This is a genomic window from Nocardioides zeae (genome assembly GCF_030818655.1).
Taxonomy (GTDB): Bacteria; Actinomycetota; Actinomycetes; order Propionibacteriales; family Nocardioidaceae; genus Nocardioides; species Nocardioides zeae_A.
In genome coordinates, this window is the sequence record NZ_JAUTAN010000001.1 from 2,163,965 (window position 1) to 2,187,952 (window position 23,988).

Consider the following 23,988-nt stretch of genomic DNA (forward strand, 5'->3'; position numbering starts at 1 on the left):
CAGTTCGCACCGACTCGTCGGCCGGACCGCTCAGTCCCGCACGAGCCGGTAGCCGTGCTCGTCGTGCTCGATCCAGCGGCGACCGCTGCCGTCGCCTCGGAGCGTGTGGGTGAGGCCCCGCATGAGCAGCTCGACGCGGGAGAGGTCCGCGGCGCGTTCCGGGTCGTCGTGGATGGCGATCGAGAGGTCGGCCGCGGTGCGGGGGTGGCCGTCGGCGTAGAGCAGCACCTCGAGGAGGTCGAACGCCCGCGGGTTGAGCGCGACGGGACGGTCGTCCACGACGGCGACCGCGTCGTCGGGATGGACCCGCAGGGGCCCGAACACCACCCAGCCGTCCTCGTAGTCGACACCGACCGGCTCGACGGGCACCGCCGCCGCTGCGGCCGGGACCGCAGCAGACGGGGCGGCGGACGGGGCTGGGGGGACCGCCACCGCGGTGGACGCCGGCACGGGGCCGCCGTCGACGGCGGGACGGACGAAGCGGTCGGCGGGGCGCCGCATGACGGCGGCGATGCGCACCTTCAGCTCGCGGCCGCTGAGCGGCCGCAGCAGGTAGGCGTCGGCGCCGGCGCTGAGTCCCCGCACGATGTCCAGCTCGTCGTCGCGGTCCGAGTGGAGCACGATGAAGGTGGTGCTGCGGGCCCGCAGACGACGAGCGACCTCGATCCCGTCGGCACCGGCCCCGAGCTGGGCGTCGACCATGACGAGGTCGGGGGCGTGCGCCTCCGCCACGACGAGCGCGGACACGGCATCGTCCGCGCGCAGCACCTCGAAGCCCGACGCCTGGAGCACGCCGGCCACCCAGAGGGCGTCCTCGACGTCGGGGTCGACGACGAGGGCGACCGGCCCGCTCCGCTCCAGCGCTGTCTCACCCACAGGGCACATCGCTCAGCTCCCCGCTCCTCACCTGTTGTCCGCACGCGACCGTCGACCCGCCGTCCCGGGCCGCGCCCACGACCTCGACCGCCGGGTCGGCGGCGCCGTCGAAGACGTTGGCGCGCACCGTCACTCGCCGTCCCCAGCCGTCCACGACCTCGTGCACCTGCACGGCGACCCCGTCCGCCTCGAACGTGTTGCCGTCGACCACCCAGTCGTTGCCCTTGACGTCGACGAGCGCGTCCACGGCCGCGCCGACAGGCCCCTCGAACGTGTTCCCGGAGAGCCGCCCGCCGCTCGTGCCCTCCTTGACGTCGACCGCCTCGGCCGTCGTCGCCCGGATGACGTTGCCCTCGATGACGTTGTCGTCGCTGCGGTCGGGATCGCAGTCCGTGAGGTCGCACCAGTTGCTCTCGGCACTCCCCACGTAGACCCCCTCGCCGAAGTCGGCCTCCCGGAGCCCGGTGTCGAAGACCGTGCTGCCGCTCAGCCTGTTGCGCGACGAGCCCTGGCGGAGGTGGACGGCCTCGTCCCCCGTGCCGTGCACCGTGATCCCGCGGAGCGTGTTGTCGCTGGCTCCGCTCAGCATGACGCCCTTCTTGCCTCCCGTCACCGTCACACCGCTCACGGTCCACCACGACGCCCCGTCCAGGTGCAGCGTGTAGCCCCCGTCCACGCTCCCCCCGTCGAGCACCGTCGACGCGCTGCCGCAGAGGGTGATCGGCGCGTCGACCGCGCCGGAGGCCGTCGCCGTGAACGTGCCCGCGTAGGTGCCGTCCGCGAGGGCGACCGTGTCCCCCGGCCGCGCCGCAGCGAGCGCGTCGCGCAGCTCGTCGGCGGTGCCGACCACGGTGGCGTCGGCCGGACACCCGTCGGTCGCGGTCGGCGAGCCGGCCCCCTCGCCGGTCCCGTCACCGGCCCCGTCACCGCCCAGCAGGCCGCACCCGACGACTGCCGACGACCCCACCGCGGCGCAGGCCAGGAGGCCGCTCAGGCGCGCGAGCGCGGTGGGCGCGGTCGGCATCTCAAGAAACCCTCCAGATCGGCCCACCGAGCCGGGCAAGGTTGCGCGGCAGCGCCCTCCTCGGGGCTCCGCCGCGCCGTACCCTACCCACGTCCGAGCGCCACGTCCGCTGCGTGGCCCACCGGGGGCGGGCATCCGACGAGGAGACAGAGCGGTGCCGTTCGACGTGCCCTGGCTGCTGCCGTTCGGTCTCGTCGGCATCGCCTCGTGGGGCGTGTGGCTGGTACGCCGCGTGCTGTCCGCCATCACCCGCCCGGTCGTCAACGACTTCCGCACGACCACGACGGTCGTGGTGCCGTCCTACCGCGAGGACCCCGACGTCCTGCTGCGGTGCCTGGAGACCTGGCGCCGCCAGGGGCCGTCGCGGATCATCGTCGTCCTCGACCTCGCCGACACGGAGGCGTTCGAGCGGATCCAGGCCCTCGACGACCCCGCGGTCGAGGCGCTGCTCTTCAAGCACACGGGCAAGCGCTCCGCCCTCGGCGCTGGTCTCCGTCTCGTCGACACCGAGCTCGTCCTGCTCGTCGACTCCGACACCTCCTGGGAGGCCGGGCTCCACGAGGCCATCCAGATGCCGTTCGTCGACCCCGCCGTCGGCGCGGTCAGCACCCGGCAGAACGTCTACCTGCCGAAGTCGAGCATCTGGCGGCGCGTGGCCGACTGGATCATCGACCTGCGCTACCACGACTACGCCCCGGCGATGGGCCGGTACGGCGGCGTCATCTGCGCGTCGGGCCGCACCGCGGCGTACCGGATGTCGGTGATCGGGCACCGGATCCACGACCTCGAGCACGAGGTCTTCCTCGGGCGGCAGTGCGTGGCGGGCGACGACGGTCGGCTCACCTGGCTCGTGCTGTCGCAGGGGTTCCGCGTCGCCCACCAGGACAGTGCCCGGGCGCTGTCGATGTTCCCCGACACGTTCCGGGCGTTCGTGAAGCAGCGGGTGCGGTGGAGCCGCAACTCCTACCGCTGCTACCTGACCGCCGTCGCGCGTGGCTGGGTGTTCCGGGCGCCGCTGATCTCCCAGGTCACGATCATGCAGATCCTCCTCACCCCGGTCACGATGGGCACCGCCGTCATCTTCATCGCGCTGACGCTGCGGTCCAGCGACCCGGCGACGGCGCTCGTGCTGGCGGTGGTCTGGTTCGTCGTGGGACGTGGCATCCGCGGCATCTCCCACCTGCAGCGCCGACCCGAGGACCTGTGGCTGCTGCCCCTGGTGACCGCCGTGGTCGTCCTCGTGGCCTGGCCGATCAAGACCTACGCGTTCTTCACCATGAACAAGCAGGGCTGGCTGACGCGCTCCGCCGACTCGGTCGGCGGCGAGGGGCAGACGGAGAAGAGCCTGCGGACGGAGGCGAGCGCGTGAGCACCGACGGCTCCGACCTGTTCTCCGCCGAGGAGCGCGGCGACACGGTCCCGCGCTGGGTGCGGATGGCCCTGCGCCTCGCCGTCCTCGTCGTGCTGCTCGGCGCCACGGCGGGTGTCGTGTGGGGCAACGACGCGCTGCGCGAGCGCATCGGCTCGGGCACGGAAGCCGCGGCCGCCACCGCCGAGGACGACGACGCGGAGGCCGGCACCGACACGGCCGCCGCCACCTCCCAGGTCGAGGCGCTGCGCCGGGAGGACGCCCGGCTCCGGTCGTCGGTCGACCTCGCTCCCCCGGCCGGGACGCTCGTGCTGCTGGCGCGACCCACGCCGTACACGCTCGACGACCTCGTCGCCTACGGCGCGGTGACCGGCGGCGCCCTGGTGCCGACCCTCACGACCTCCGTCGTCGTCGCCCGCGGCGCCCGCCTCGACATCATCGCCCCCGGCCGGACCCTGCGGATGCGCAGCGACGCCGACGGGTTCGTCAGCATCGTGGCCTGGGACGGCGACCTGCGCCTGGCCGGTACCGCCGGCCAGCCGCTCCGCATCGTCGGCTGGGACCCGACGGAGGTCGCACCGGACAGCACCACCAGCGACGGCCGGGCCTACATCCGGGTCAAGGACGGCCGTCTCGACGTCGCCCACGTCGCGGCCAACCACCTCGGCTTCTGGAGCGGCCGCACCGGCGGGATCGCCCTCACCGGCACCTCGGAGACCCTCACGCGGGCCTTCGTGACCGGCCTGACCGTGAGCGACACCCACCTGGGGCTCTTCCTGTCGGGCGTCAGCGAGGCCGTCGTCGACGGCAGCTCGTTCAGCCGCACGCAGCAGGACGGCATCGAGGTGACGAGCGGGTCCACCGACGTGCTGCTCCGCTCCGTCCGCCTCGCCGACGTCGGTCGCGACGGCGTGCTCGTCTCCCGCGGCAGCTCGACCGTCACCGCGACGGACGTGACGGTGGACGGCGCTGCGGGGTACGGCGCGCGCGTCGACGGCGCCCCCCTCGCGGACGGCCCGAACTCGGCGGGCTGGAGCACCGACCACTACGCCGGTCTCGACGTCGACGGGTTCAGCGTGCGCGACGCGACCCGCGGCGGGCTGCGGATCGACGGGATGGACGACGTCGCCCTCGCGCACCTCGACGTCGACGCCCCGGGCACCGCGCTCGACCTCCGCGGGGGCTCCACCGGCACCACGGTCGCGGACTCCGACCTCGTCGGCGGGACGCGGGCGCTCCGGGTGGCCGCCGCCACCGACGTGCGGGTCACCGACGTGACGGCGTCGGCCCCGGCGACCGCGGTGCTCGCGGAGCAGGGCGCGGAGGTGGAGGTCGACGGATCGACCATGACCGTCGACGAGGGCCACGCCGCCGTGGCCCAGGGCGCCGACACGACCCTCGCGGTCACCGGGGGCTCCGTCGTCGGGCTCGGACCCGGCGCCGTCGTCGCCCGGTCGGGCGCCGAGGCGACCGACGCGGACGTCGATGCCGCCGACTGGACCTACCGCCCCGTGCTCGTGTCGTGGGCCCTCGGCAACGTGCACGCGCTGCTGCTGCTCCTGCTGCTCCCCGTGCCCCTGCTCGGGCTCCTGTTCATCGTGCGGCGGCGCCGCAGCCAGCGCGAGCTGCGTCGGCTGTTCGCCGACGAGATGACCCGTCTCGGTCGCGCCCGGCTGACGGAGTACGCCGAGGAGCAGCCCGCGAGGCCACCGGTGAGCCCCGCGGATCCGGCGCCGCAGCCCGTGCTCGTGCCCGACGTGCCGCCGGTCCCGACCTGGGCGGTCGAGTCCGCCCCGTCCTACGGGCCCGTGACCGCTGTCGTCGAGGACCGGCCCGCCGAGCCTGTCCAGGCCGTCGAGCCTGTCCGGCCCGCCGAGCCCGTCCAGGCCGCCGAGCCTGTCCAGGCCGTCGCCGCCGCGACGGCGGAGCCCGCGACCGTCGAGGCGGCTCCCGCGGGGCCGGTCCCCGTCCCGGCGGTGGAGCCCGTCCCGGCGGAGGAGCCCGTCGTCCGGGTCCCCGTGCCGGCCGGTCCGGCGGCGAGCATGCAGGAGCTGGCCGTCGACGCCGTCGTCCAGCAGGGTTACCGCGCCAGCGACGTGGCCCGGTCCCTCGGCGTACCGACGTCCCGGGTGCGCGGCTGGGTCACCGACCACCTCCGCGGCCTCTGAGGCGCCGCGGAGGCGGAGGACGGCTCAGCCGAGCAGCTCCTCGGCGGCGGCGAGCAGCACGCACGTGGCGACGCCGTCCATCGCGGTCTCGACCTCCGCGAGGGGCGGGAGCGTGGGCGCGAGGCGGATGTTGCGGTCGCGCGGGTCCTCGCCGTAGGGGAACGCCGAACCGGCCGGGGTGAGCGCGATGCCCGCCTCCTTGGCCAGCTCGACGACGCGCTTCGCCGTGCCGTCGAGGACGTCGAGGTTGACGAAGTAGCCGCCCGCGGGGTCGCTCCACTCCGCGATGCCGTGCTCGGCGAGCCGCTCGGTGAGCACGCGCTGGACCGCGGCGAACTTCGGCGCGATGAGCTCGCGGTGCTTCGCCATGTGGGCGCGCACCCCCGCCGCGTCGCCGAAGAACTGCGCGTGGCGCAGCTGGTTCACCTTGTCGGGGCCGATCGAGTAGTAGAAGAGGCCCTCGAGGTAGGCCGCGACCGTCGCCTCCGAGCCCGCGAGGAACGCCACGCCGGCACCGGCGAAGGTGATCTTGGAGGTGGAGGCGAAGACGACGACGCGGTCCGGGTTCCCGGCCTCCGCGGCGAGCGTGAGGATGTCGGGGGTGGTGGTCTCGACCTCGGTGAGGTGGTGCACCGCGTAGGCGTTGTCCCACATCACCGTGAAGTCGCGCGCCGCGGTCGGCATCGACGCCAGCGTGCGGGCCACCTCCTCGGAGCAGACCGACCCGGTGGGGTTCGCGTAGGTCGGCACGACCCACATGCCCTTGATGGTCGGGTCGTCGGCGACGAGCGCGGTCACCACGTCCATGTCGGGACCGTCGGCGTTCATCGGCACCGGGACGAGCTCGAACCCGAGCCGGTCGGCCAGGGTGAAGTGGCGGTCGTAGCCCGGCGACGGGCAGAGGAACCGCACGACGTCCTCGACGCCCCACGGCTCGACGCTGTTGGGCCGGCCGTAGAGCAGCGCCTGCAGCAACGTGTCGTGCATGAGGGTGAGGCTCGCGGAGCCCGCCGCCACGATGTTGGCCACCGGCACGCCGAGCAGCTCGGCGAAGATCTCCCGCAGCTCGGGCAGACCGGCGAGCCCGCCGTAGTTGCGCACGTCCGTGCCGTCCGCCGCCGTGTGGCCCGTCGGGAGGTGGAGCAGCTCCTCGGAGAGATCGAGCTGCTCCGGCGACGGCTTGCCCCGCGTCAGGTCCAGCTTGAGCCCCTTCGCCTTGAGCTCGGCGTACGCCGCGCGCTGGGCGTCGGCGAAGGCGGCGAGGTCGGTGCGGGCGAGGTCGGCCAGGGCCATCGTGGGGCTCACTCTCTCGGGGTAGCAGCAGTGCCTGCGGAACGCGGCGGGGCGATTCTCTCAGGCGACCACAGGTCCGGAGCAAACGCCTTCCCGCGTCACCAGCCCTCGGCGACCCGCGCGGTCGCTCCGGCCCGCGCGAGCGCCTCGCACGCGGCAGCGGCGCTCGTCGCCGAGAGGCCGGCGACGAGCACGACGCCCTGGGTGGTGCTGCCCGCGGGAGGCTGGGACGGGGCAGCCTCGACGGCGTGCGTGGCGCGCGCCAGGTCCCACCCGGTCACACGGCGTACCTCCCGGATCACCGCCACCGGCTGCTCCCCCACCGCGTCGAGCACGACGGCACGGGTACCGATCTCGGTGAACGCCGCCTCGGGCCACGGCCGCGTGACCCGGCGCCACCAGCCCCGGAGACCGCCCTGCTCGCGGGACTGCTCGGACCGGTCGGAGCGGGGCGTCGACATGCCGTCCATGGTGCCCACCCGTGGCGCGCGACCCCAGCCCGTACGGCGTCACCCCGGTCACGCCGCGGGCTCGGCCCAGCCCCACGCGGGTGCCGGAAATGTGCGCCTGGGACATGCCCGGCCGGATCCGACCCGCCCCAGCTGCACATTTCAGGGCCCACCCCGGGCCCGCGGCGCGCTCGTGGCCAGAGGGAGGAGCGGCCGCGTCGGAGGAGCGCAGCGGAGGAGACGTGGTCGGGATCGACCGATGGACAGGAGCCCGCAGCGCCGCGGGCACGGCCGAGCGGAGCGAGGCCAAAACACCTGGCGCAACCCATTTCCCCCTCCCTACCGTCACCACGTCCGACCGGCACGGTGCCGGTCGCACCCCGGAAAGGACCCACAGGCTCCACGACGATGGACACGATCACCCCGACGCTCCTCAGCTGGGCGTCGATCCTCGAGGACTCCACCCGCGAGCAGGCCCGCACGACGGCGACGATGCCGTTCGTCTTCCCGCACGTCGCCCTGATGCCGGACGCCCACCTGGGCCTCGGCGCGACGGTCGGCTCCGTCATCCCGACGCTCGGTGCGATCATGCCGGCGGCGGTCGGCGTCGACATCGGCTGCGGCATGATCGCGGTGCGCACGACGTACGTCCGGGACGAGCTGCCGACCGACCGGCGCCCGCTGCGGGAGGCGATCGAGCGCGCCGTACCCCTGTCGGCGGGTGCCGCCAACCGTTCGGTCGAGCGGGAGCACACGCGAGCGCGGCTGCAGGAGCTGACCGGGCTGGCGGAGCGGGCCGGGTTCGAGCCGGGTGACCACGCAGCGCGCTGGGAGCTGCAGCTGGGCACGCTCGGCTCGGGCAACCACTTCATCGAGGTGACGGTGGACGAGGAGGACCGGGTGTGGCTGTTCCTGCACTCGGGGTCGCGGGGCGTCGGCAACCGGATCGCGCAGGCGCACATCAAGGTCGCGCAGCAGCTCGCCGAGCAGTGGTGGATCCCGCTCCCCCACAAGGACCTCGCCTACCTCGTGGAGGGCACGGACGAGTTCGACGCGTACGTCGCGCAGATGCGCTGGGCGCAGCACTACGCGCTGCTCAACCGCGAGGAGATGATGGACCGGGTCGCGGCCGAGTTCGCGGCGTGGGTCGGGGCGACGGGCGACGTGGAGCGGGCCGAGGAGATCAACTGCCACCACAACTACACGGAGCAGGAGCGGCACTTCGGCCGGCAGGTGTGGCTGTCGCGGAAGGGCGCCATCAACGCGGAGGCGGGCCGGCCGGGCCTCATCCCGGGGTCGATGGGCACGGCGTCGTACGTGGTGACGGGGCGCGGCAACCGGCTGTCGCTCCACTCGGCGCCGCACGGTGCGGGGCGGGAGTACTCGCGGTCGGCGGCCCGGCGCACCTTCACCCGTGAGCAGCTGCGGGAGGCGATGGCGGGGATCGAGTACCGCGACACCGACGCGTTCCTCGACGAGATCCCCGCGGCCTACAAGCCGATCGACCGGGTGATGGAGGACGCCGCCGACCTGGTCGAGGTGCAGCACGTGCTGCGCCAGGTGGTGAACGTGAAGGGCGACTGAGCGGTCCTGGGGCAGGCGTCAGGCCGGCGCCTGCTCCAGGAACGTCGCGATGCTGTCCATCGACGCGTCGAACTGGGGGCCGAAGGCGTGGCCCTCGCCCTCGTACCAGTCGAGGCGCACCTCGGCGCCCGCCTCGAGCAGCAGCCCGTGGGTCTCCTCGGCCCACGCCGGCGGGCAGGTGTCGTCGGCGGTGCCGTGGACGATGAGGACGGGCTCGGTGATGCGGTCGACGTGCGGGCCGGTCGAGGCGGCCGCGTAGTAGGCGGGGTTCTCCTCGGGGGTGCCGACCCGGGCGGCGAGCTCGTCCCAGAACCCGCCCCCGTCGCTGAACTGCCGCTGGTTGTCCCCGGCGTCGCTGGCGACGGAGGCGTAGATGACCGCGGCCTGCGCGTGGCCGGGTGCCATCTCGAGCGCCTCGAGCACCGCGCCGCCGCCCATCGAGCGCCCGAACAGCGAGACCCGGTCGTCGTCGACGGGCACGTCGGCGCTGTCGCGCAGCGCCGTGACGGCGTTGATGACGTCGACCGCGTAGCCGAACCGCTGCGTCTCGTCGAGCGCCGGGTCGTCGTCGGAGCCGGCGTGGTTGCGGTAGTCGACGTGGAACGCGACGTACCCCGCCTCCGCGAGGCGTCCGCGCTCCCGCGTCATGCCCTGGCCGGAGACGTAGACGGCCGGGTCGATGTAGCCGTGGGCGAGCACGACCGCGGGGAACGGACCCTCGCCCGCCGGGACGTTGAGCACGCCGGTGACGAGGAGCCCCTCGCTGCGGTAGCTCGCGTCGTACGAGATGAACGTGCCGGTCGACTCCCGCACCTCCCCGAGCCGGAGGTCGCCACCGGTGACGTCGGCGTCGAACCAGCGCTCGAGCTCCGCGGGGCCGGAGGTCGGGGGCGGCAGGGGTTCGCTCGTCGGCTCGGTCGTCGGCTCGGTCGTCGGCTCCGGTACGTCGGCACTCGCCGTCGCGTCGCCGTCCGCGGTTCCGGCGGAGCTCGAGGTCGGGCTCGCCGGCCCCGCACCGTCGTCCCGGCCCTCGTCCGACGAGCTCGACGAGCACGCCGCCCCCACGAGCAGGAGCGTTCCCGTTGCGGCGACCCGGCCCAGGCGCGTCATGTCCCCAGCATGGCAGCGGTCCCCTACCGGTCGCGGTGCATCATGGGCAGCATGGCTCTGCCCGTGGTCAGCACCGCCCGCCAGCGGCTCGGCGAGGCGCTCTTCGCGCGCGTCGCGGGGCCGGACGGTCCGCGGCTGCGGGCGCGGATACACGGCACCCCGGGGCCGCGCCGGTTCGGCCTCGACGACCCGATCGCGCGGGTCCACGGCGACGCGTCGATGTTCGTCGGCGGCATCCGGGCCCTCATGCTGCAGGCCCTGCACCCGGCGGCGATGGCCGGGGTCGCGGAGCACTCGGACTACCGCACCGACATGTGGGGCCGCCTCAACCGCACCGCCACCTTCATCGCCGCGACCACGTTCGCGACCGACGCGCACGCCGACGCCTCGATCGCGGCGGTCCGCCGCATCCACGAGCGTGTGGTCGGCACGCTGCCGGACGGCACGCCGTACGCAGCCTCCGACCCCCACCTCCTCCGCTGGGTCCACGTCGCCGAGATCGACAGCTTCCTGCTGGCGCACCAGACCTACGGCGCGCGACCGCTGACCCCGGCCGAGACCGACACGTACGTCGCGCAGACGGCCCATGTCGCGGAGGCGCTGGGGGCGCGCGACGTGCCGCGCACCAAGGCCGAGCTGGACGCCGTGCTCGCGGCGTACCGGCCCGAGCTGCGGGGCACGCCCGAGGCCCGCGAGGCGATCCGCTACCTGCTGCTGAAGCCGCCGCTGCCCCTGCTCGCCCGCGCGCCGTACGGCACGCTGACGGCCGCCGCCGTCGGGCTCATGCCGGCCTGGACCCGGCTGCCGCTGCGCCTGCCGTGGCTGCCCGTCGTCGAGGGCACGGTGGTGCGGGCGCTGGGGCAGGTGTCGACCTCGACGATCCGCTGGGCGATGTCGGTGGACCGCGCGGAGGCCGACCGGCTCCGCGCTGGGGTGATCTCCGCCTGACGTTGGGCCGTTCTTGAGGCCGCGTGCAGATTTGCGCACTAGCGTTGGCGCTATCGCGGATTCGGCCGCCCCCACCCTCCCGGAGCCTCCATGCACCCCACCTCGTCCGTCCCCGTCCGTCGCGGACGGCACGTCGCCGCCGCCCTCGTGGCGCTCCTCCTCGTGCTGGCCGGTGCCGCCGTCGCGCTGACCGGCACGAGCACGACGCCCCGCGCCGACGCCGCCACCGCGGCCGCGGCGAAGGGCCGGCTCGTCGGCGCGATCCGCGTGGGCGGCTCGCTCTACGGCGGCACGGTGAAGGTGACGGTCTTCGACATGAACTGGAAGGTGCTGGGAGCCACGACGGCGCGCTCGACCTACCAGCTCTCGGTCGCCCCCGGCAGCTACCGCATCCAGGTCACCGACACCCGCCCGACGTACGACGTCAACCGCTTCGCCCCGACCGACCTCACCGCGACGGTCAAGTCGGCGCAGACGGTCCAGCGGGACGCCTCCATGCGCAAGGGCGCCAGCATCACCGGCACCGTCCGCACCAACGGCGCGATCGCCTCCGGCGCCCGCGTGGTCGCGGCGAACCCCTACGGCCAGTCGTTCGAGACGATCGCCAACCGCCAGGGCCAGTTCGCGATCGCCGGCCTGCCCACCGCGAACTACTCCGTCTTCACCTACGACGCCCGCGGCCAGTGGGCGGACGTCAGCACCTTCCTGCGCAACCGCAAGGTCGGCACCAACACCAACATCGCCATCAACCTCAAGCGTCGCGCGGGCTCGCTGGTCGTCAACATCGTCGGCGGCAAGCAGCAGCTGCCCGCCAACGGCTACGTGACGGCGCGCAACAGCGCGACCGGTCAGTGGTACGTCGCCAAGGCGAAGAACGGCAACGTCTCCTTCGCCGGCGTCATGCCCGGCCCCTACGAGCTCACCGTCCCCGACTCCGGCAACTACCTCGGTCGCACCGGCAAGGTCCCCGGCGGCCGCCAGGTGCCCGCGGGCAACGTGCTCTTCACGGCCTTCGAGCTGCTCCAGCGCGGCGGCAGCGTGTCCGGCACCGTCGTCGACGCCCGGGTGCCGACCCGCACCCTCAAGGGCGTGCAGGTGCAGCTCTTCAACAAGTACGGCACCAAGGTCGGCTCCGCCTGGACCACGCCGTCCGGCCGGTTCCTCATCGAGGGCCCGCTGCGCACCGACACCGGCTACAAGGTCGTGCTCAGCCGTCCCGACGGCGGCTGGATCACCTTCGGTCCCGGCGGCAACGACACCTGCCAGTACGGCACCTTCACGTCGAGCGCGTTCAGCATCAGCGTCGGCCACACCCGGGCCCTGGGCAACGTGCCGCTGAAGGCCATCGGCCACGCCCAGAACCCGCAGTGCATCCCGCAGACGACGTCGCCGACGGCGAGCCCGACCACGACGGCCCCGACCACGGCGCCCACGTCCTCGGCGCCCACGTCGTCGGCTCCGACCTCCGCGCCCACCTCGCCGGCGACGAGCCAGCCGACGTCACAGCCGACCTCCACCGTGACGGTGACCGTCACGGCGACACCCACTCCCTGAGCCCGGCCCCGCTCGGGGTCGCCGTCTGGGGCGCTGCGCAACAATGGCCCTCATGACCGACGCCGCGCTGATCGCCGCCCGCGCGACCGTCCTGGCCGACCTCGACGCCCGGGGGTGCGCCGACGCGGAGGGCGTGTCGCTCCTCGAGCACGCGCTCTCCGAGCGCCGGTGGTGGGTCGAGCAGTGGCCTGCCGGCGCGACGTACGTCGCCGGTCTCGTCGCCACCGACGTCCAGGACGCGCTCTTCGACCGGGGCCAGCGCTGGCCGCTGTGCTCGACCTGCGCCGCGTTGGAGGAGCACGCGCTGCGGGTCGACCCGGAGCTCGGCGGGCCCGACCCCGTGTGGGTGTGCGAGACCTCGGGCCAGGCGATCGCGCGGCTCGGGGCGCTCACGTCGAACTAGGGGCCGCCGGCCCGCCCTGGGGTCGGAAATGTGCGGCTGGGACAACCCCGGCGGCGTCCAGCCCGCACCAGCCGCACAGTTCGCGACCCCGCCGGTACGCCGAGCGCCCTCTCGCCTGCCTCACCCCGACGCCCGCGGCGCGCTCGTGTCCTGCGAGAGGAGCGGCCGCGTCGGAGGAGCGCAGCGGAGGAGGCGTGGTCGGGATCGACCGAAGGGCAGGAGCTCGGAGCGCCGCGAGCACGGCCGAGCGGAGCGAGGCCCGAAAGCACAGCAGCCTGTTCTGCGGAACGGATGCATCCCGCCCGCCCGTCAGATTGCGTCCGTTCCGCAGAACACGAACCGGTAAGCCGCCTGCCGACCCCGAGCCCGCCCCGAACCCGCGCCGTACCCGGGACGTCATGCACCCCGGCGCCCCGGGGCCGCGCTTCGCATGACGTCCGCCGGGGCCGGGCCTGGGGCCGGGCCGAACTGGGACGCTGGTACGCCGCCGCCCCCATCCAACCCGCCCCAGCCGCACAGTTCACACCCCGCCGGTACGCCGCGCACTCGCGCCACCCCCACCCCGGCGTCCTCGGCGCGCTCGTGTCCAGAGGGCGGAGCGGCCGCGTCAGAGGAGCGCAGCGGGCACAGCCGAGCGCAGCGAGCTCGACAGCGAAGCCTCAGGCCATGCCGAGGCAGGCCGTGACCAGCGTGGTCTCGGTGATGGGGTCGGTCTCGACCGACCACTCCTCGCAGATCGCGTCGACCATGAAGAGACCGCGTCCGCGGATCGACTCGGGCGCGCCCAGTCCGGGCGGGCCGTCGGCGAACTCGGGGTCGTAACCGGCGTCGAGCACCCGCAGGTAGACCCGCCCGTCCTCCCAGCGCCACGACAGGCGGACGGTGCCGAGCAGCCCCGGGCGCCCGTGGTCGACGGCGTTGAGCACGAGCTCGCCCGCGACGATGAGGACGTCCTGGAGAAGATCCTGGGCGGCGCCCATGCCGATGGAGCAGTCCGGCTGGCCCTGGTCGTCGCGCGGACCGTCCCAGGTCTCCAGCGACTCGGCCACCGCCTCCTCGAACGCCGTGCGCAGCGCGTGCCGGGCCTGCGGGCCGGCCTCGGGGCCGTGGGGCAGGTCCACGTCGGCCCAGCCGGCGTCCCGGTCCTGCGTGGTGCCCCCGGCCGCGGTCACGAGGCCCCCTCGACCGTGGTCGCTGCGGTCGCCGTCTCGAACGGGATGCCACAGACGTGCAGCACACGGTGCGGCACCGTGCGCTCGCGCACGAGGAGGGTCACGGCCGTCCCGTTGCGGGTGGCGTCGGCCCGCGCCCGCGCCAGGGCACCGATGACGAGGCTGGGCAGGAAGGTGACCTCGCTGAGGTCGAGGAGCAGGTCGCGACGGTGGTCGTCGCTCGCGCCGGCGAGAACGACGAGCAGGTCGTCGATGTCGAACGCGTCGACGTCGCCGTGCAGCACCACCCGTCCCGGTTCGGCAGAGGCGACGAACGTGGGAGCGGACATGCTCGAAGCCTACGCGAGCCACCTACCGACGGCAGCCGCCGACAGCCCACCGTCTCCGTCAGCGCCGGTCGACGTCCCGGCCGGTCGCCAGGTCGGCGCAGTCGACGAGCCGTACGTCGCGGTCCGCCAGGTAGCCCCGAGCACCCCGGTCCCCCACGGCCGAGGCCCGCACACCGGCGACGTGCGCCGCCCCCAGCAGGACCGGGTGCCCGGGCTCGGCCGAGCCCGGAGGGCCGTAGGCGGCGCGAGCCAGGGTCGTCGGACCCCGCCCAGGCGCCGAGCACGCGGCGTACCACCGCGGCACCCACGTCGGGGAGGTCGACCAGGTGGAGCAGCACCCCGGGGCTGCCGCCGGGGAGAGCGGCGAGCCCGGCACGCAGGGAGGCACCCATGCCGTCGGCCCAGTCGTCGGCGACGACGACCGCCGCGTCGGGCGGCACCAGGGGCCGGACCTCGTCGGCCGCCGCGCCGATGACCACCGTCAGGCGCGCGCACCCGCCGTCGCGGAGCGCGCGCACCGCGCGGGGCAACCAGTCGTCGACGAGCGCCTTGGGACGTCCCATGCGCCGGCCGGCGCCGGCGGCGAGCAGGAGGCCGTCGACCGCCGGGACCGCGTCGGGAGCGGGAGGCGGAGCGATCAGCTGTCGCCGAGCTGCACGTAGAGCGTGAACCGGTCGCTGCGGTAGACCGAGCGCGACACCTCGACGACCCGGTCGTCGGCGACGGCCCGGCGGGCGACGCGCAGCACGGGGGTGCCCAGGGCGATCTCGAGCGACTGCGCCTCCTCGGCGGTGGGGACGTCGGCCGTGATCGAGTCCTCGGCCCACGTCGGACGCAGGCCGCGCATCGCCAGCGCCTGGTAGAGGCTGGTGGGCATGCCGCTCTGCAGGAAGCCGGGCAGCAGCACCTCGTTGAGGTAGGCGTCCTCGACGCACATGGGCTGGCCGTCGGCCCGCCGCAGCCGCTTCCAGTGGATGACGGCGTCGCCCTCGGTGAGCTCGAGGGCGCGGGCGACACCCGGACCCGCCTGCTCACGGCGGGCGAGGATCGTCTGCGACTCGGCGTGCAGGCCGCGGCGCTGCATCTCCCCCGTGTAGCTGAGGAGCCGGCCGACCTCGTTGCGCGGCTTCGCGACGAAGGTGCCACGGCCGGGGATGCGCTCGAGCAGGCCCTCAGCGACGAGGGTGTCCATCGCCTGGCGGACGGTCATCCGCGCGACGCCGAACACCTGCACCAGCTCGCGCTCCGACGGGGCCGGGGTGCCCGGCTCCGCGTCGCTCACGAGGTCGCGGACGTACTCCCGCACCTGCACGTGCTTCAGGGGTTCACGAGCGATCGCGACGGCGTTCTCCACGAGCCACACCGTAGGGAATGCGTGGGTGGTTGTCTCGCAATTGCGGAGAACTTTCCCTTACCAGATGGAACGACGCCCGACCACCGACCGGGTCGGCGGACCAGACCAGTGCCGTGTCACTCCGTGCTGACCGCGGCGAGCACGTCGAGCCGGGCCGCGCGACGCGCGGGCAGGGTGGCGGCGAGCACCCCGACGACGAGCGCGGCGGCGGCGAACCCGGCCAGCTGACCGATCGGCACGCTGATGACCTCGAGGCCCTCGTCGCGCAGCATCCGCATGAGCGCGAGCCCGAAGGTGGTGCCGAGCACGAGACCGAGCACCGCGCCGAGCGCCGCGATGACGACCGACTCCAGCGTGATCATCCACCGCAGCTGGCCCCGCCCGAGCCCGACCGCCCGCAGCAGGCCGACCTCCCGCGTGCGCTCGACGACGGACAGCGCGAGCGTGTTGACGATGCCGAGCACGGCGATGACCAGCGCCAGGCCCAGCAGCGCGAACACGACGAGCACCAGCCGGTCGATGGGGGCGCGTTGCTCCGCGGCGTACTCGGCCTGGTCCTTCACCGTGACGAGCGGGTTGTCGCCCGCCGCCTGCTCGAGCCGGTCCTGCAGCCCCGCGAGCCCGCCGGGCGGGTCCGCCTCGGCCTCGACGACCAGCGTGTTGTCGAGGTCGCGGTAGCCGGCGTCGAGCAGGGTGGCCGTCGTCGTGGCGATGGACGGCAGCACCGACCCCGGGTCGACGACGGCCACCACCGGCAGACGCCGCTCCCCCGCGACCGTCGCGACGACGAGGTCGTCCCCGACGCCGATGCCCGCGTCGTCGGCGTAGTCCTCGTCGACGACCGCCGTGCCGTCCACGAGGTCGGCGAGGTCGCCGGAGACCGTCCCGACGCCGAGGTCGCGGAACGTCGACGGCTCGACGCCGCCGAGGCGGCGCGGGCGGTCCCCCGTCTCGGCGAGCCCGTAGCGGACCCGCACCACGGACGCCACGCCCTCGACCTCGCCCATCGCGTCGCCGATGGCGGTCGAGAAGCCCTCCCCCACCTGATTGCTCACCACGAAGTCGCCCGGGAAGGTCTGGGCGATGGTGCGGTCCACCGACGCCTTCGCCGAGTCGCCCAGGATCGCCATCGTCGTCGCGAGCGTCAGACCGATCATCAGCGCGGACGCGGTCGCCGCCGTGCGCCGCGGGTTGCGCAGCGCGTTGAGCCCGGCGAGGTTGCCGACGGTGCCGAAGAGACGCCGGTACGCCGCGTGCGCGCCCACGAGGACCGGTCGGCCGATGACGGGGCTGGCCGCCGCGACACCGAGCAGGACCGCGAGGACGCCCAGCCCCACCCACCACCCGGCCCGTGGGACGCTGCCGGCGAGCCCGGCCAGGACGGCACCCCCACCCCCCACGACGAGCGCGGCACCGACGAGCATGCGCCGGCGGATCGTGGTCTCCGGCAGCGCCACGTCGTCGCGCAGCGCCTCGACGGGCGCGATGCGGGTCGTGCGGCGGGCCGGCCCCCACGCCGCGACCATCGTGACCACGATCCCCACCGCGAGGGCCGCGACGACCGTGCGCGGCTCGAGCACGAGCGGCTGCGAGCCGAGGTCGAGGCCCACGCGCGCGAAGACGGCCCGGATGCCGAGGGCGAGCAGGACGCCGAGCCCGAGACCCAGGACCGACCCGACGAGACCGACCACGAAGGCCTCGAGCTGCACCGAGCGCACGACCTGGCGGCGCGAGGCGCCCAGGGCGCGCAGCAGCGCCAGCTCCCGGCTGCGCTGGGCGACGAGCATCGAGAACGTGTTGACGATGAGGAACCCGCCCACCACGAGCGCGATGCCCGCGAAGATGAGGAGGAAGGTGGTGAGGAAGGAGATGGCCTCCAGCAGCAGCGACGCCGACTCGTCGGCCGCGTCGTCCGCCCGTCACCGCCTCGACCCCGTCGGGCAGCAGCGGCGCGACGGCGTCGCGCAGCTCCTCCTGCGACACCCCGTCGGCGGCGCGCACCCAGACGTCGGTGTAGGCGTCCTCGCCCCGGAGGAACACCTGCTGCGCCGTCGCCATGTCGACCACGGTCAGGGTGGCGCCGTTGAGCGAGGCGTCCCCGCCCAGGGCGACGAGCCCGACGAGCGTCGGCGTCAGCTCGCCCTCCGCGACGGGGCTGACGAGCCGGACGGCGTCACCGATGCCGTAGCCCGCCCGCTCGGCCGTCGCCTCGTCCAGCGCCACCTCGGTGACACCGGAGGGCGCCCGGCCCTCGACGACGTGGAGGCCCTCGGCGCCGCCCGCGGCCGGTGCGTCGTTGAACCCCTGCAGCAGGCCCGGCGCCCCCTGGCCCCCCACGACCTTGCCGTCGTCGCCGACGACGAACACGCCCGGGGCGCTCACGTTGCCGTCCGCCCGCGCCGCCTCGGGCAGGGCTGCCAGCTCGTCGACGAGCGAGGCGGGCACGGTGCGCGACGAGCCCTCGGCCGCGCCGAAGGAGGTGCCGACCTCCGGCCGCACGACGACGTCCCCGACCGTCGCGGAGAAGAGCGAGGTGAAGGAGCGCTCGAGGGTGTCGGAGAACATGAGCGAGCCGCACACGAAGGCGACCCCCAGCACGATCGCGAACGTGCTCATGACGAGGCGCACCTTGCGCCCCAGCAGGCTCTTCCAGGTGGCCCGCAGCATCAGGCCGTGCCGTCCGGGAGCGCGGCCGCCGTCATGCGTGTCATGACCGCGAGCACCTGCTCGCGGTCGGGCCGGCGCAGCTCGTCCACCACGCGCCCGTCGGCGAGGAACACGACGCGGTCGGTGTAGGCCGCGGCGACCGGGTCGTGCGTGACCATCACGACGGTCTGGCCGATGTCGTCGACGCTGCGGCGCAGCAGGGTGAGCACCTCGGCACCCGACCGGGAGTCGAGGTTGCCCGTGGGCTCGTCGGCGAACACGATGTCGGGGCGGCTCACGAGGGCCCGTGCGACCGCGACGCGTTGCTGCTGGCCGCCCGAGAGCTCGTGGGGCCGGTGGGACAGCCGCGGCCCCAGTCCGACCGTCTCGACGACCGACTCGAAGACGCCCGGCTCGGCCCGGCGCCCCGCGATGGAGAGCGGCAGCCGGATGTTCTCCTCCGCGGTGAGCGTCGGCACGAGGTTGAACGACTGGAACACGAAGCCGATGCGGTCCCGCCGCAGGCGCGTCAGCTCCTTGTCCCTCAACCGCGACAGCTCGGTCTCGCCGATCCGCACCGAGCCGCTGTCCGCCGTGTCGAGCCCCGCGCAGCAGTGCATCAGCGTCGACTTGCCGGAGCCGCTGGGGCCCATCACGGCCGTGAACTCGCCCTGGCCGAGGTCGAGGCTCACCCCGTCGAGGGCACGGACGCGGGCCTGGCCCGCGCCGTACGTCTTCACCAGGTCACGCACGCTCGCCGCCGCGGGGACGGTGGCGGCGCCGGCAGGGTCGTCGGTCATGCCCCGACTGTGGCACCCCGCACCCACGGCCCACCACCGGGGACGTCCCCCATCCCCACCCTGGGGATGGTCCCTGGCGATCGCACACGTGTTCGACTACGGTGGCGGGATGGACTTCCAGAGCACCCTCTTCGCGACGGCGCCCCCGCCGGGAGCCGGTGCGCTGGCTCCGCTCGCGCCGGGCATCGAGCGTCGCGTGTTGACGCAGGGCGCCTGGATCGACGTGCGTCGCGACTGGCTGGGGGCGCTCTCCGACGACGTGATGGAGGCGCTCGTCCACCAGGTGCCCTGGCGGGCGGAGCGCCGTCAGATGTACGAGCGGGTGGTCGACGTCCCCCGCCTCCTCCACACGTACGGCGCGGGCGAGCCCCTCCCGCACGCTGCGCTCGACTCGGCGCGGGACGCGCTGTCGGCGCACTACGCGGACGAGCTCGGCGAGCCCTTCACGACCGCCGGGTGCTGCTTCTACCGCGACGGTGCCGACTCGGTCGCCTGGCACGGCGACACCATCGGGCGCGGGTCGACGCACGACACGATGGTCGCGATCGTCTCCGTCGGCGACCCGCGACGGCTCGCGCTGCGACCCCGGGGAGGCGGCGCGTCGATCGCCGTCACCATGGGCCACGGCGACCTCGTGGTCATGGGCGGGTCCTGTCAGCGCACGTGGGAGCACGCCGTCCCCAAGGTGGCGCACGCCGGCCCGCGGCTGTCGGTCCAGTTCCGGCCGGCCGGGGTCTTCTGATCCGAGCGTCGCGGCGGCGCGTGCGTCCGCGCGGCATGCTGGAGGCGTGAGCGCCCCCGACGCCGACGCCGACCCCGACGACCTCGAGCGCGCCGTCCTCGACCTGTTGGACCGGCGCGCGGACGGCGCCACGATCTGCCCCTCCGAGGTGGCGCGCGCCGTCGCCGCCGAGGGCCAGGAGTGGCGCGACCTCATGGATCCGGTGCGCGCCGCCGTCGGCCGCCTGGTCGAGCGGGACGCGGTCGACGTGACCCAGCGCGGCGAGGTGGTGGACCTCGCGAGCGCGCGCGGACCGATCCGCGTGCGTCGACGCTCCTGAGGGACGGCCCCCGGACCGACCCACGGACGCCACGAGGCCCCCGCTCCTGGGAGCGGGGGCCTCGCGTTCGTTCAGCGGGGGGCGGGACTCAGAAGTCCATGCCGCCCATGCCGCCGGTCGGGTCGCCGCCACCGGCGGGGGCCTTCTCCGGCTTGTCGGCCACGACGGCCTCGGTGGTGAGGAAGAGCGCCGCGATGGAGGCGGCGTTCTGCAGCGCGGAGCGCGTGACCTTGGCCGGGTCGATGATGCCCTCGGCGACCAGGTCGACGTACTCGCCCGTAGCGGCGTTGAGGCCGTGACCGGGGGTCAAGTTGCGCACCTTCTCCGCCACGACGCCGCCCTCGAGGCCGGCGTTGATCGCGATCTGCTTGAGCGGGGCCTCGATCGCGAGCTTCACGATGTTGGCACCGGTGGCCTCGTCGCCCGACAGGTCGAGCTTGTCGAACGCCGCCGCGCCGGCCTGGACGAGCGCGACGCCGCCACCGGCGACGATGCCCTCCTCGACGGCCGCCTTGGCGTTGCGCACCGCGTCCTCGATGCGGTGCTTGCGCTCCTTGAGCTCGACCTCGGTGGCCGCGCCGACCTTGATGACGGCCACGCCGCCGGCCAGCTTGGCGAGGCGCTCCTGGAGCTTCTCGCGGTCGTAGTCGGAGTCCGAGTTCTCGATCTCCGCGCGGATCTGGTTCACGCGACCGTTGATCTGGTCGCCGTCGCCGGCGCCCTCGACGATCGTGGTCTCGTCCTTCGTGACGACGACCTTGCGGGCCTGGCCGAGGAGCTCGATGCCGGCGGTCTCGAGCGAGAGGCCGACCGTCTCCGAGATGACCTGACCACCCGTGAGGATCGCGATGTCCTGCAGCATGGCCTTGCGGCGGTCGCCGAAGCCGGGGGCCTTGACGGCGACCGACTTGAAGGTGCCACGGATCTTGTTGACCACCAGGGTCGACAGCGCCTCGCCGTCGACGTCCTCGGCGATGATCAGCAGCGGCTTGCCGGTCTGGATGACCTTCTCCAGCAGCGGCAGCAGGTCCTTGACGTTGGAGATCTTGCCCTCGACGAGGAGCAGGTAGGCGTCCTCGAGGACGGCCTCCATGCGCTCCATGTCGGTGGCGAAGTACGCCGAGATGTAGCCCTTGTCGAACCGCATGCCCTCGGTGAGCTCGAGGTCGATGCCGAAGGTGTTCGACTCCTCGACGGTGATGACGCCTTCCTTGCCGACCTTGTCCATCGCCTCGGCGATGATCTCGCCGACCGTGGTGTCCGCGGCGGAGATGGAGGCGGTGGAGGCGATCTGCTCCTTGGTCTCGACGTCCTTCGCGAGCTGCAGCAGCTGCTCGGAGACGGACGCCACGGCGGCCTCGATGCCGCGCTTCAGCGCGATCGGGTTCGAGCCGGCGGCCACGTTGCGGAGGCCCTCGCGGACCAGCGCCTGGGCGAGGACGGTCGCCGTCGTCGTGCCGTCACCGGCGACGTCGTCGGTCTTCTTCGCGACCTCCTTGACCAGCTCGGCGCCGATCTTCTCGTAGGGGTCCTCGAGCTCGATCTCCTTGGCGATGCTCACGCCGTCGTTGGTGATCGTGGGGGCGCCCCACTTCTTCTCGAGCACGACGTTGCGGCCCTTGGGACCCAGGGTGACCTTGACGGCGTCGGCGAGGGTGTTCATCCCGCGCTCGAGACCGCGCCGGGCCTCCTCGTTGAAAGCAATGAGCTTCGACATGTTCTCCTGCGATTCCTTGTCTGCTGGAGAGTGGACAAGGCCCGGGTGGTCGCCCGCGACGGACGATCAGGCCGCCCGGCGGACCCTTCCCGCCGTCGCTGCTGACCTCGACCCACCGAGCCGGGGTGCTGCACGTTCGTTGTCACTCTCTACCCGAGAGTGCCAGCGTCATGTTTAGCACTCGGCCCCTGCGAGTGCAAGCAGCTCGTCACCCCAGGCGTGCGGCCACCAGGTCCGCGAAGTGCCCCGCCATCGCGGGCGCCACGTCGAGGTAGAGGCCCGGTTCGATCGCCTCCACCTCGCTCACCGCCCAGCGGTCGTCGTGACGCAGGAGGTCGATCCGGGCGTAGTCCAACCGCTCCCCGCCGAGCTCCTCGGCGGCGCGCACGGCGGCGAGCGCCGTCGCGGCCAGGTCGGGGTCCAGGGGTACGGCGCGCGACGAGCCCCCGAAGTGCTCGTGGACCCGGATCTCGTCACCGGCCGGCACCTTGTCGACCTGGAGGACGGGAGCGCCGTCGAGCACGAACACCGAGATCTCGCCGTCGGTGCGGACCGAGGCCACCAGCGGCTGCACGACCCACGGGGCGGGACCGAGCCCGGCGAGGCGCGGGTCGTCGGGGGCGTCCGCCAGCACGACCCCGAGGCCACCGGCGCTCGTCGCCGGCTTGACGACGACCGAGCCCCACTCCGCCCGTCGCCTCCCCGACCACGCGCAGCAGGGTGCCGTCGCCGAGCGTGCGCGTCGGCACGGTCGGCACGCGCTGGCCGAGCTCCACCAGGTAGGACTTGTCCGCGTTCCACGCGAACGTGTCCGGGCCGTTGAGCACGCGGGTGAGGGACGCCGTACGCCGCGCCCACGCCAGGAACTCCGGGAGCCGCCGGTGGTAGTCCCACGTCGAGCGCACGGCGACCAGGTCGGCGGCCGACCAGTCGACCTGGGCGTCGTCCCAGACCGCCCAGGCCGCGTCGATCCCGCGCTCGTCGAGGGCCGCGAGGAGGAGGTCGCCGCCGTCCTCGCCGGTCGGCGCGAGCTGGAAGGTGGCGAGGAGGACCCGCGGGCGGGCGGAGGCGTCGGGGCGCGCGGAGGAGGTCACCCCGCCGAGGTTAGGGGGCGGGCCGGGGGCGCGGGATCAGGCCTCCCGGCGGTCGAACCCGCCGCCGTCGACCTGGTCGTCGATGCCCCAGTCGTCGTGGTCGACGTCGGGCATCGCGCGCAGGTGGGGCCGCGTCTCGGGCACGACCTCGGGGACCTCGGGAACGTCGGGGACCTCGGGGACCTCCGGCGCGTGGTGGCCGAACGGGACGGCGTCGACCTCGCCCAGCGCGGCGAGCACGGAGGGCAGCACCGCTTTGGCCGTCCTCTTGTAGCCGGCAGCGCTGGGGTGGAACCGGTCGAGGCTGAACATCTCGTCGGGGTTGGTGATGAAGAACGGGCCGACGACGTCCGCGAGCGACACCGCCCAGGCACCCGCACGCAGGGCGGCCTCGCGCTGCGCGGCGGCGAGCTGCCGCGAGGCCCGCGACCCCAGCGACCGCAACGGCTGCGGCACCGGCCGCAGGGCGCCGAGGTCGGGGCACGTGCCGACCACCACCCGCGTGCCGCGGGCCGTCAGCGCCTCGATCGTCTCGCGCAGGTGCCGCGCCGACTCGGCGAGGGGCACGCGGTGGGTCACGTCGTTGCCGCCGACGACGATGACGGCCACGTCCGCGGCGTACGTCGCCGGGAGCGCCCCCACCTGCTCGGCCAGCATGCTCGACTCGGCCCCCACGCGGGCCCCCGTGCGGAGCCGGACCGGGCGCTCGGTGCTCCGCGCGACGTGCTTGGCGAGGCGGGCGCCGAACGTGTCGCCCGGCACCTCCGCGCCGAGGCCCGCCGCGATCGAGTCGCCCAGGACGAGGAGCTCGACCGGGCGGCCGCCGTACCGCTTCCTGTAGAGCTTGTCGGCGTCGAGCGCCTCCTCGCCCAAGGGCTTGCCGATGAGGCGCCGCGCCGTCGCGGCCTGGCGCTTGAGGATCGACCTCCCGCCGTACCCGACAGCGACACCGACCCCACCAGCAGCGGTCGCGACGGCCAGGGCCGCGCGCGCCTTCGACGTTGCAGACATGGGGTCCTGGATGCCCGACCAGCACG

Annotated in this window: 22 protein-coding genes and 2 pseudogenes; 8 read left to right on the top strand and 16 right to left on the bottom strand. The window is 74.1% G+C overall.

Features of this window, described 5'->3' with window-relative positions; translation table 11 throughout:
• Positions 1-30 precede the first annotated feature (30 nt).
• Positions 31-876 carry a response regulator transcription factor gene (locus QE405_RS10335; protein ID WP_307200380.1) on the bottom strand — a complete coding sequence of 282 codons (846 nt, stop codon included), beginning with the start codon at positions 874-876 and terminating at the stop codon, positions 31-33.
• Positions 869-1,900: a right-handed parallel beta-helix repeat-containing protein gene (locus QE405_RS10340; RefSeq protein WP_307200382.1), complete on the bottom strand. Its 1,032-nt coding sequence runs from the start codon at positions 1,898-1,900 to the stop codon at positions 869-871. The genes QE405_RS10335 and QE405_RS10340 overlap by 8 nt, the downstream gene beginning before the upstream one ends.
• A gap of 154 nt (positions 1,901-2,054) precedes the next feature.
• Here QE405_RS10340 and QE405_RS10345 point away from each other — a divergent pair, with 154 nt between their 5' ends.
• Both QE405_RS10345 and QE405_RS10350 read left to right on the top strand, forming a co-directional pair.
• On the top strand, positions 2,055-3,269 hold the full coding sequence (locus QE405_RS10345; protein ID WP_307200385.1) for a glycosyltransferase: 1,215 nt from the start codon (positions 2,055-2,057) through the stop codon (positions 3,267-3,269).
• Positions 3,266-5,437 (top strand): right-handed parallel beta-helix repeat-containing protein, encoded by a 2,172-nt coding sequence (locus QE405_RS10350; protein WP_307200387.1) that lies wholly within the window; start codon positions 3,266-3,268, stop codon positions 5,435-5,437. Before QE405_RS10345 ends, QE405_RS10350 begins: the two co-directional genes overlap by 4 nt.
• A gap of 24 nt (positions 5,438-5,461) precedes the next feature.
• On the opposite strand, the gene QE405_RS10355 is transcribed toward QE405_RS10350, so the two are convergent.
• Together QE405_RS10355 and QE405_RS10360 are read right to left on the bottom strand one after the other, a co-directional pair.
• Positions 5,462-6,730 carry an aminotransferase class I/II-fold pyridoxal phosphate-dependent enzyme gene (locus tag QE405_RS10355; RefSeq protein ID WP_373459489.1) on the bottom strand — a complete coding sequence of 423 codons (1,269 nt, stop codon included), beginning with the start codon at positions 6,728-6,730 and terminating at the stop codon, positions 5,462-5,464.
• Positions 6,731-6,828: 98 nt separating this feature from the next.
• Positions 6,829-7,191 carry a ribosomal protein L7/L12 gene (locus tag QE405_RS10360; protein WP_307200391.1) on the bottom strand — a complete coding sequence of 121 codons (363 nt, stop codon included), beginning with the start codon at positions 7,189-7,191 and terminating at the stop codon, positions 6,829-6,831.
• A 396-nt stretch (positions 7,192-7,587) separates the two neighbouring features.
• Here QE405_RS10360 and QE405_RS10365 point away from each other — a divergent pair, with 396 nt between their 5' ends.
• Positions 7,588-8,763: an RtcB family protein gene (locus tag QE405_RS10365; protein ID WP_307200393.1), complete on the top strand. Its 1,176-nt coding sequence runs from the start codon at positions 7,588-7,590 to the stop codon at positions 8,761-8,763.
• Between the two features lie 18 nt (positions 8,764-8,781).
• On the opposite strand, the gene QE405_RS10370 is transcribed toward QE405_RS10365, so the two are convergent.
• Positions 8,782-9,873 (bottom strand): alpha/beta hydrolase family protein, encoded by a 1,092-nt coding sequence (locus QE405_RS10370; protein ID WP_307200395.1) that lies wholly within the window; start codon positions 9,871-9,873, stop codon positions 8,782-8,784.
• 51 nt (positions 9,874-9,924) lie between these two features.
• Between QE405_RS10370 and QE405_RS10375 the strand changes: the two genes are divergently transcribed.
• From QE405_RS10375 to QE405_RS10385, 3 genes are all read left to right on the top strand, one after another.
• Positions 9,925-10,821 carry an oxygenase MpaB family protein gene (locus QE405_RS10375; protein ID WP_307200397.1) on the top strand — a complete coding sequence of 299 codons (897 nt, stop codon included), beginning with the start codon at positions 9,925-9,927 and terminating at the stop codon, positions 10,819-10,821.
• Between the two features lie 90 nt (positions 10,822-10,911).
• Entirely contained in the window at positions 10,912-12,375 is a 1,464-nt protein-coding gene (locus tag QE405_RS10380; RefSeq protein WP_307200399.1) for a carboxypeptidase-like regulatory domain-containing protein, read from the top strand.
• 52 nt (positions 12,376-12,427) lie between these two features.
• A complete protein-coding gene (locus QE405_RS10385) occupies positions 12,428-12,778 on the top strand; it encodes a hypothetical protein (RefSeq protein ID WP_307200402.1) in 351 nt (116 codons plus the stop codon).
• Positions 12,779-13,437: 659 nt separating this feature from the next.
• Here the strand turns inward: QE405_RS10385 and QE405_RS10390 are convergent.
• The 8 genes and pseudogenes from QE405_RS10390 to QE405_RS10425 all read right to left on the bottom strand — a co-directional run bounded on the left by QE405_RS10390 (position 13,438) and on the right by QE405_RS10425 (position 19,079).
• Positions 13,438-13,950 (bottom strand): ATP-binding protein, encoded by a 513-nt coding sequence (locus QE405_RS10390; RefSeq protein WP_307200404.1) that lies wholly within the window; start codon positions 13,948-13,950, stop codon positions 13,438-13,440.
• Positions 13,947-14,279 (bottom strand): STAS domain-containing protein, encoded by a 333-nt coding sequence (locus tag QE405_RS10395; RefSeq protein ID WP_307200406.1) that lies wholly within the window; start codon positions 14,277-14,279, stop codon positions 13,947-13,949. Before QE405_RS10395 ends, QE405_RS10390 begins: the two co-directional genes overlap by 4 nt.
• A gap of 58 nt (positions 14,280-14,337) precedes the next feature.
• Positions 14,338-14,655 carry a hypothetical protein gene (locus QE405_RS10400; RefSeq protein ID WP_307200408.1) on the bottom strand — a complete coding sequence of 106 codons (318 nt, stop codon included), beginning with the start codon at positions 14,653-14,655 and terminating at the stop codon, positions 14,338-14,340.
• Positions 14,594-14,842 (bottom strand): annotated as a pseudogene (locus QE405_RS10405) (NTP transferase domain-containing protein); the annotation flags it as partial. The pseudogene QE405_RS10405 and the gene QE405_RS10400, both read right to left, overlap by 62 nt.
• A 74-nt stretch (positions 14,843-14,916) precedes the next feature.
• A complete protein-coding gene (locus tag QE405_RS10410) occupies positions 14,917-15,633 on the bottom strand; it encodes a GntR family transcriptional regulator (RefSeq protein ID WP_307200409.1) in 717 nt (238 codons plus the stop codon).
• Between the two features lie 116 nt (positions 15,634-15,749).
• Positions 15,750-17,453 (bottom strand): ABC transporter permease, encoded by a 1,704-nt coding sequence (locus QE405_RS10415; RefSeq protein WP_307200411.1) that lies wholly within the window; start codon positions 17,451-17,453, stop codon positions 15,750-15,752.
• Positions 17,454-17,643: 190 nt separating this feature from the next.
• A pseudogene (locus QE405_RS10420) lies at positions 17,644-18,300 on the bottom strand (ABC transporter permease); the annotation flags it as partial.
• Complete coding sequence (locus QE405_RS10425; protein ID WP_307200413.1) at positions 18,300-19,079, bottom strand: ABC transporter ATP-binding protein; 780 nt, start codon at positions 19,077-19,079, stop codon at positions 18,300-18,302. The gene QE405_RS10425 and the pseudogene QE405_RS10420, both read right to left, overlap by 1 nt.
• A gap of 109 nt (positions 19,080-19,188) precedes the next feature.
• Between QE405_RS10425 and QE405_RS10430 the strand changes: the two genes are divergently transcribed.
• Positions 19,189-19,821, top strand: a complete 633-nt coding sequence (locus tag QE405_RS10430) for an alpha-ketoglutarate-dependent dioxygenase AlkB (RefSeq protein ID WP_307200415.1) — start codon at positions 19,189-19,191, stop codon at positions 19,819-19,821.
• A 46-nt stretch (positions 19,822-19,867) separates the two neighbouring features.
• Complete coding sequence (locus QE405_RS10435) at positions 19,868-20,140, top strand: DUF3253 domain-containing protein (protein WP_307200417.1); 273 nt, start codon at positions 19,868-19,870, stop codon at positions 20,138-20,140.
• Positions 20,141-20,228: 88 nt separating this feature from the next.
• Here QE405_RS10435 and groL read toward each other — a convergent pair whose 3' ends face one another.
• From groL to QE405_RS10450, 3 genes are all read right to left on the bottom strand, one after another.
• Positions 20,229-21,857: a chaperonin GroEL gene (groL, locus tag QE405_RS10440; RefSeq protein ID WP_307200419.1), complete on the bottom strand. Its 1,629-nt coding sequence runs from the start codon at positions 21,855-21,857 to the stop codon at positions 20,229-20,231.
• Positions 21,858-22,065: 208 nt separating this feature from the next.
• On the bottom strand, positions 22,066-22,491 hold the full coding sequence (locus tag QE405_RS10445) for a hypothetical protein (RefSeq protein WP_307200421.1): 426 nt from the start codon (positions 22,489-22,491) through the stop codon (positions 22,066-22,068).
• A gap of 496 nt (positions 22,492-22,987) precedes the next feature.
• Complete coding sequence (locus QE405_RS10450; protein WP_307200423.1) at positions 22,988-23,962, bottom strand: SGNH/GDSL hydrolase family protein; 975 nt, start codon at positions 23,960-23,962, stop codon at positions 22,988-22,990.
• Positions 23,963-23,988: the final 26 nt, after the last annotated feature.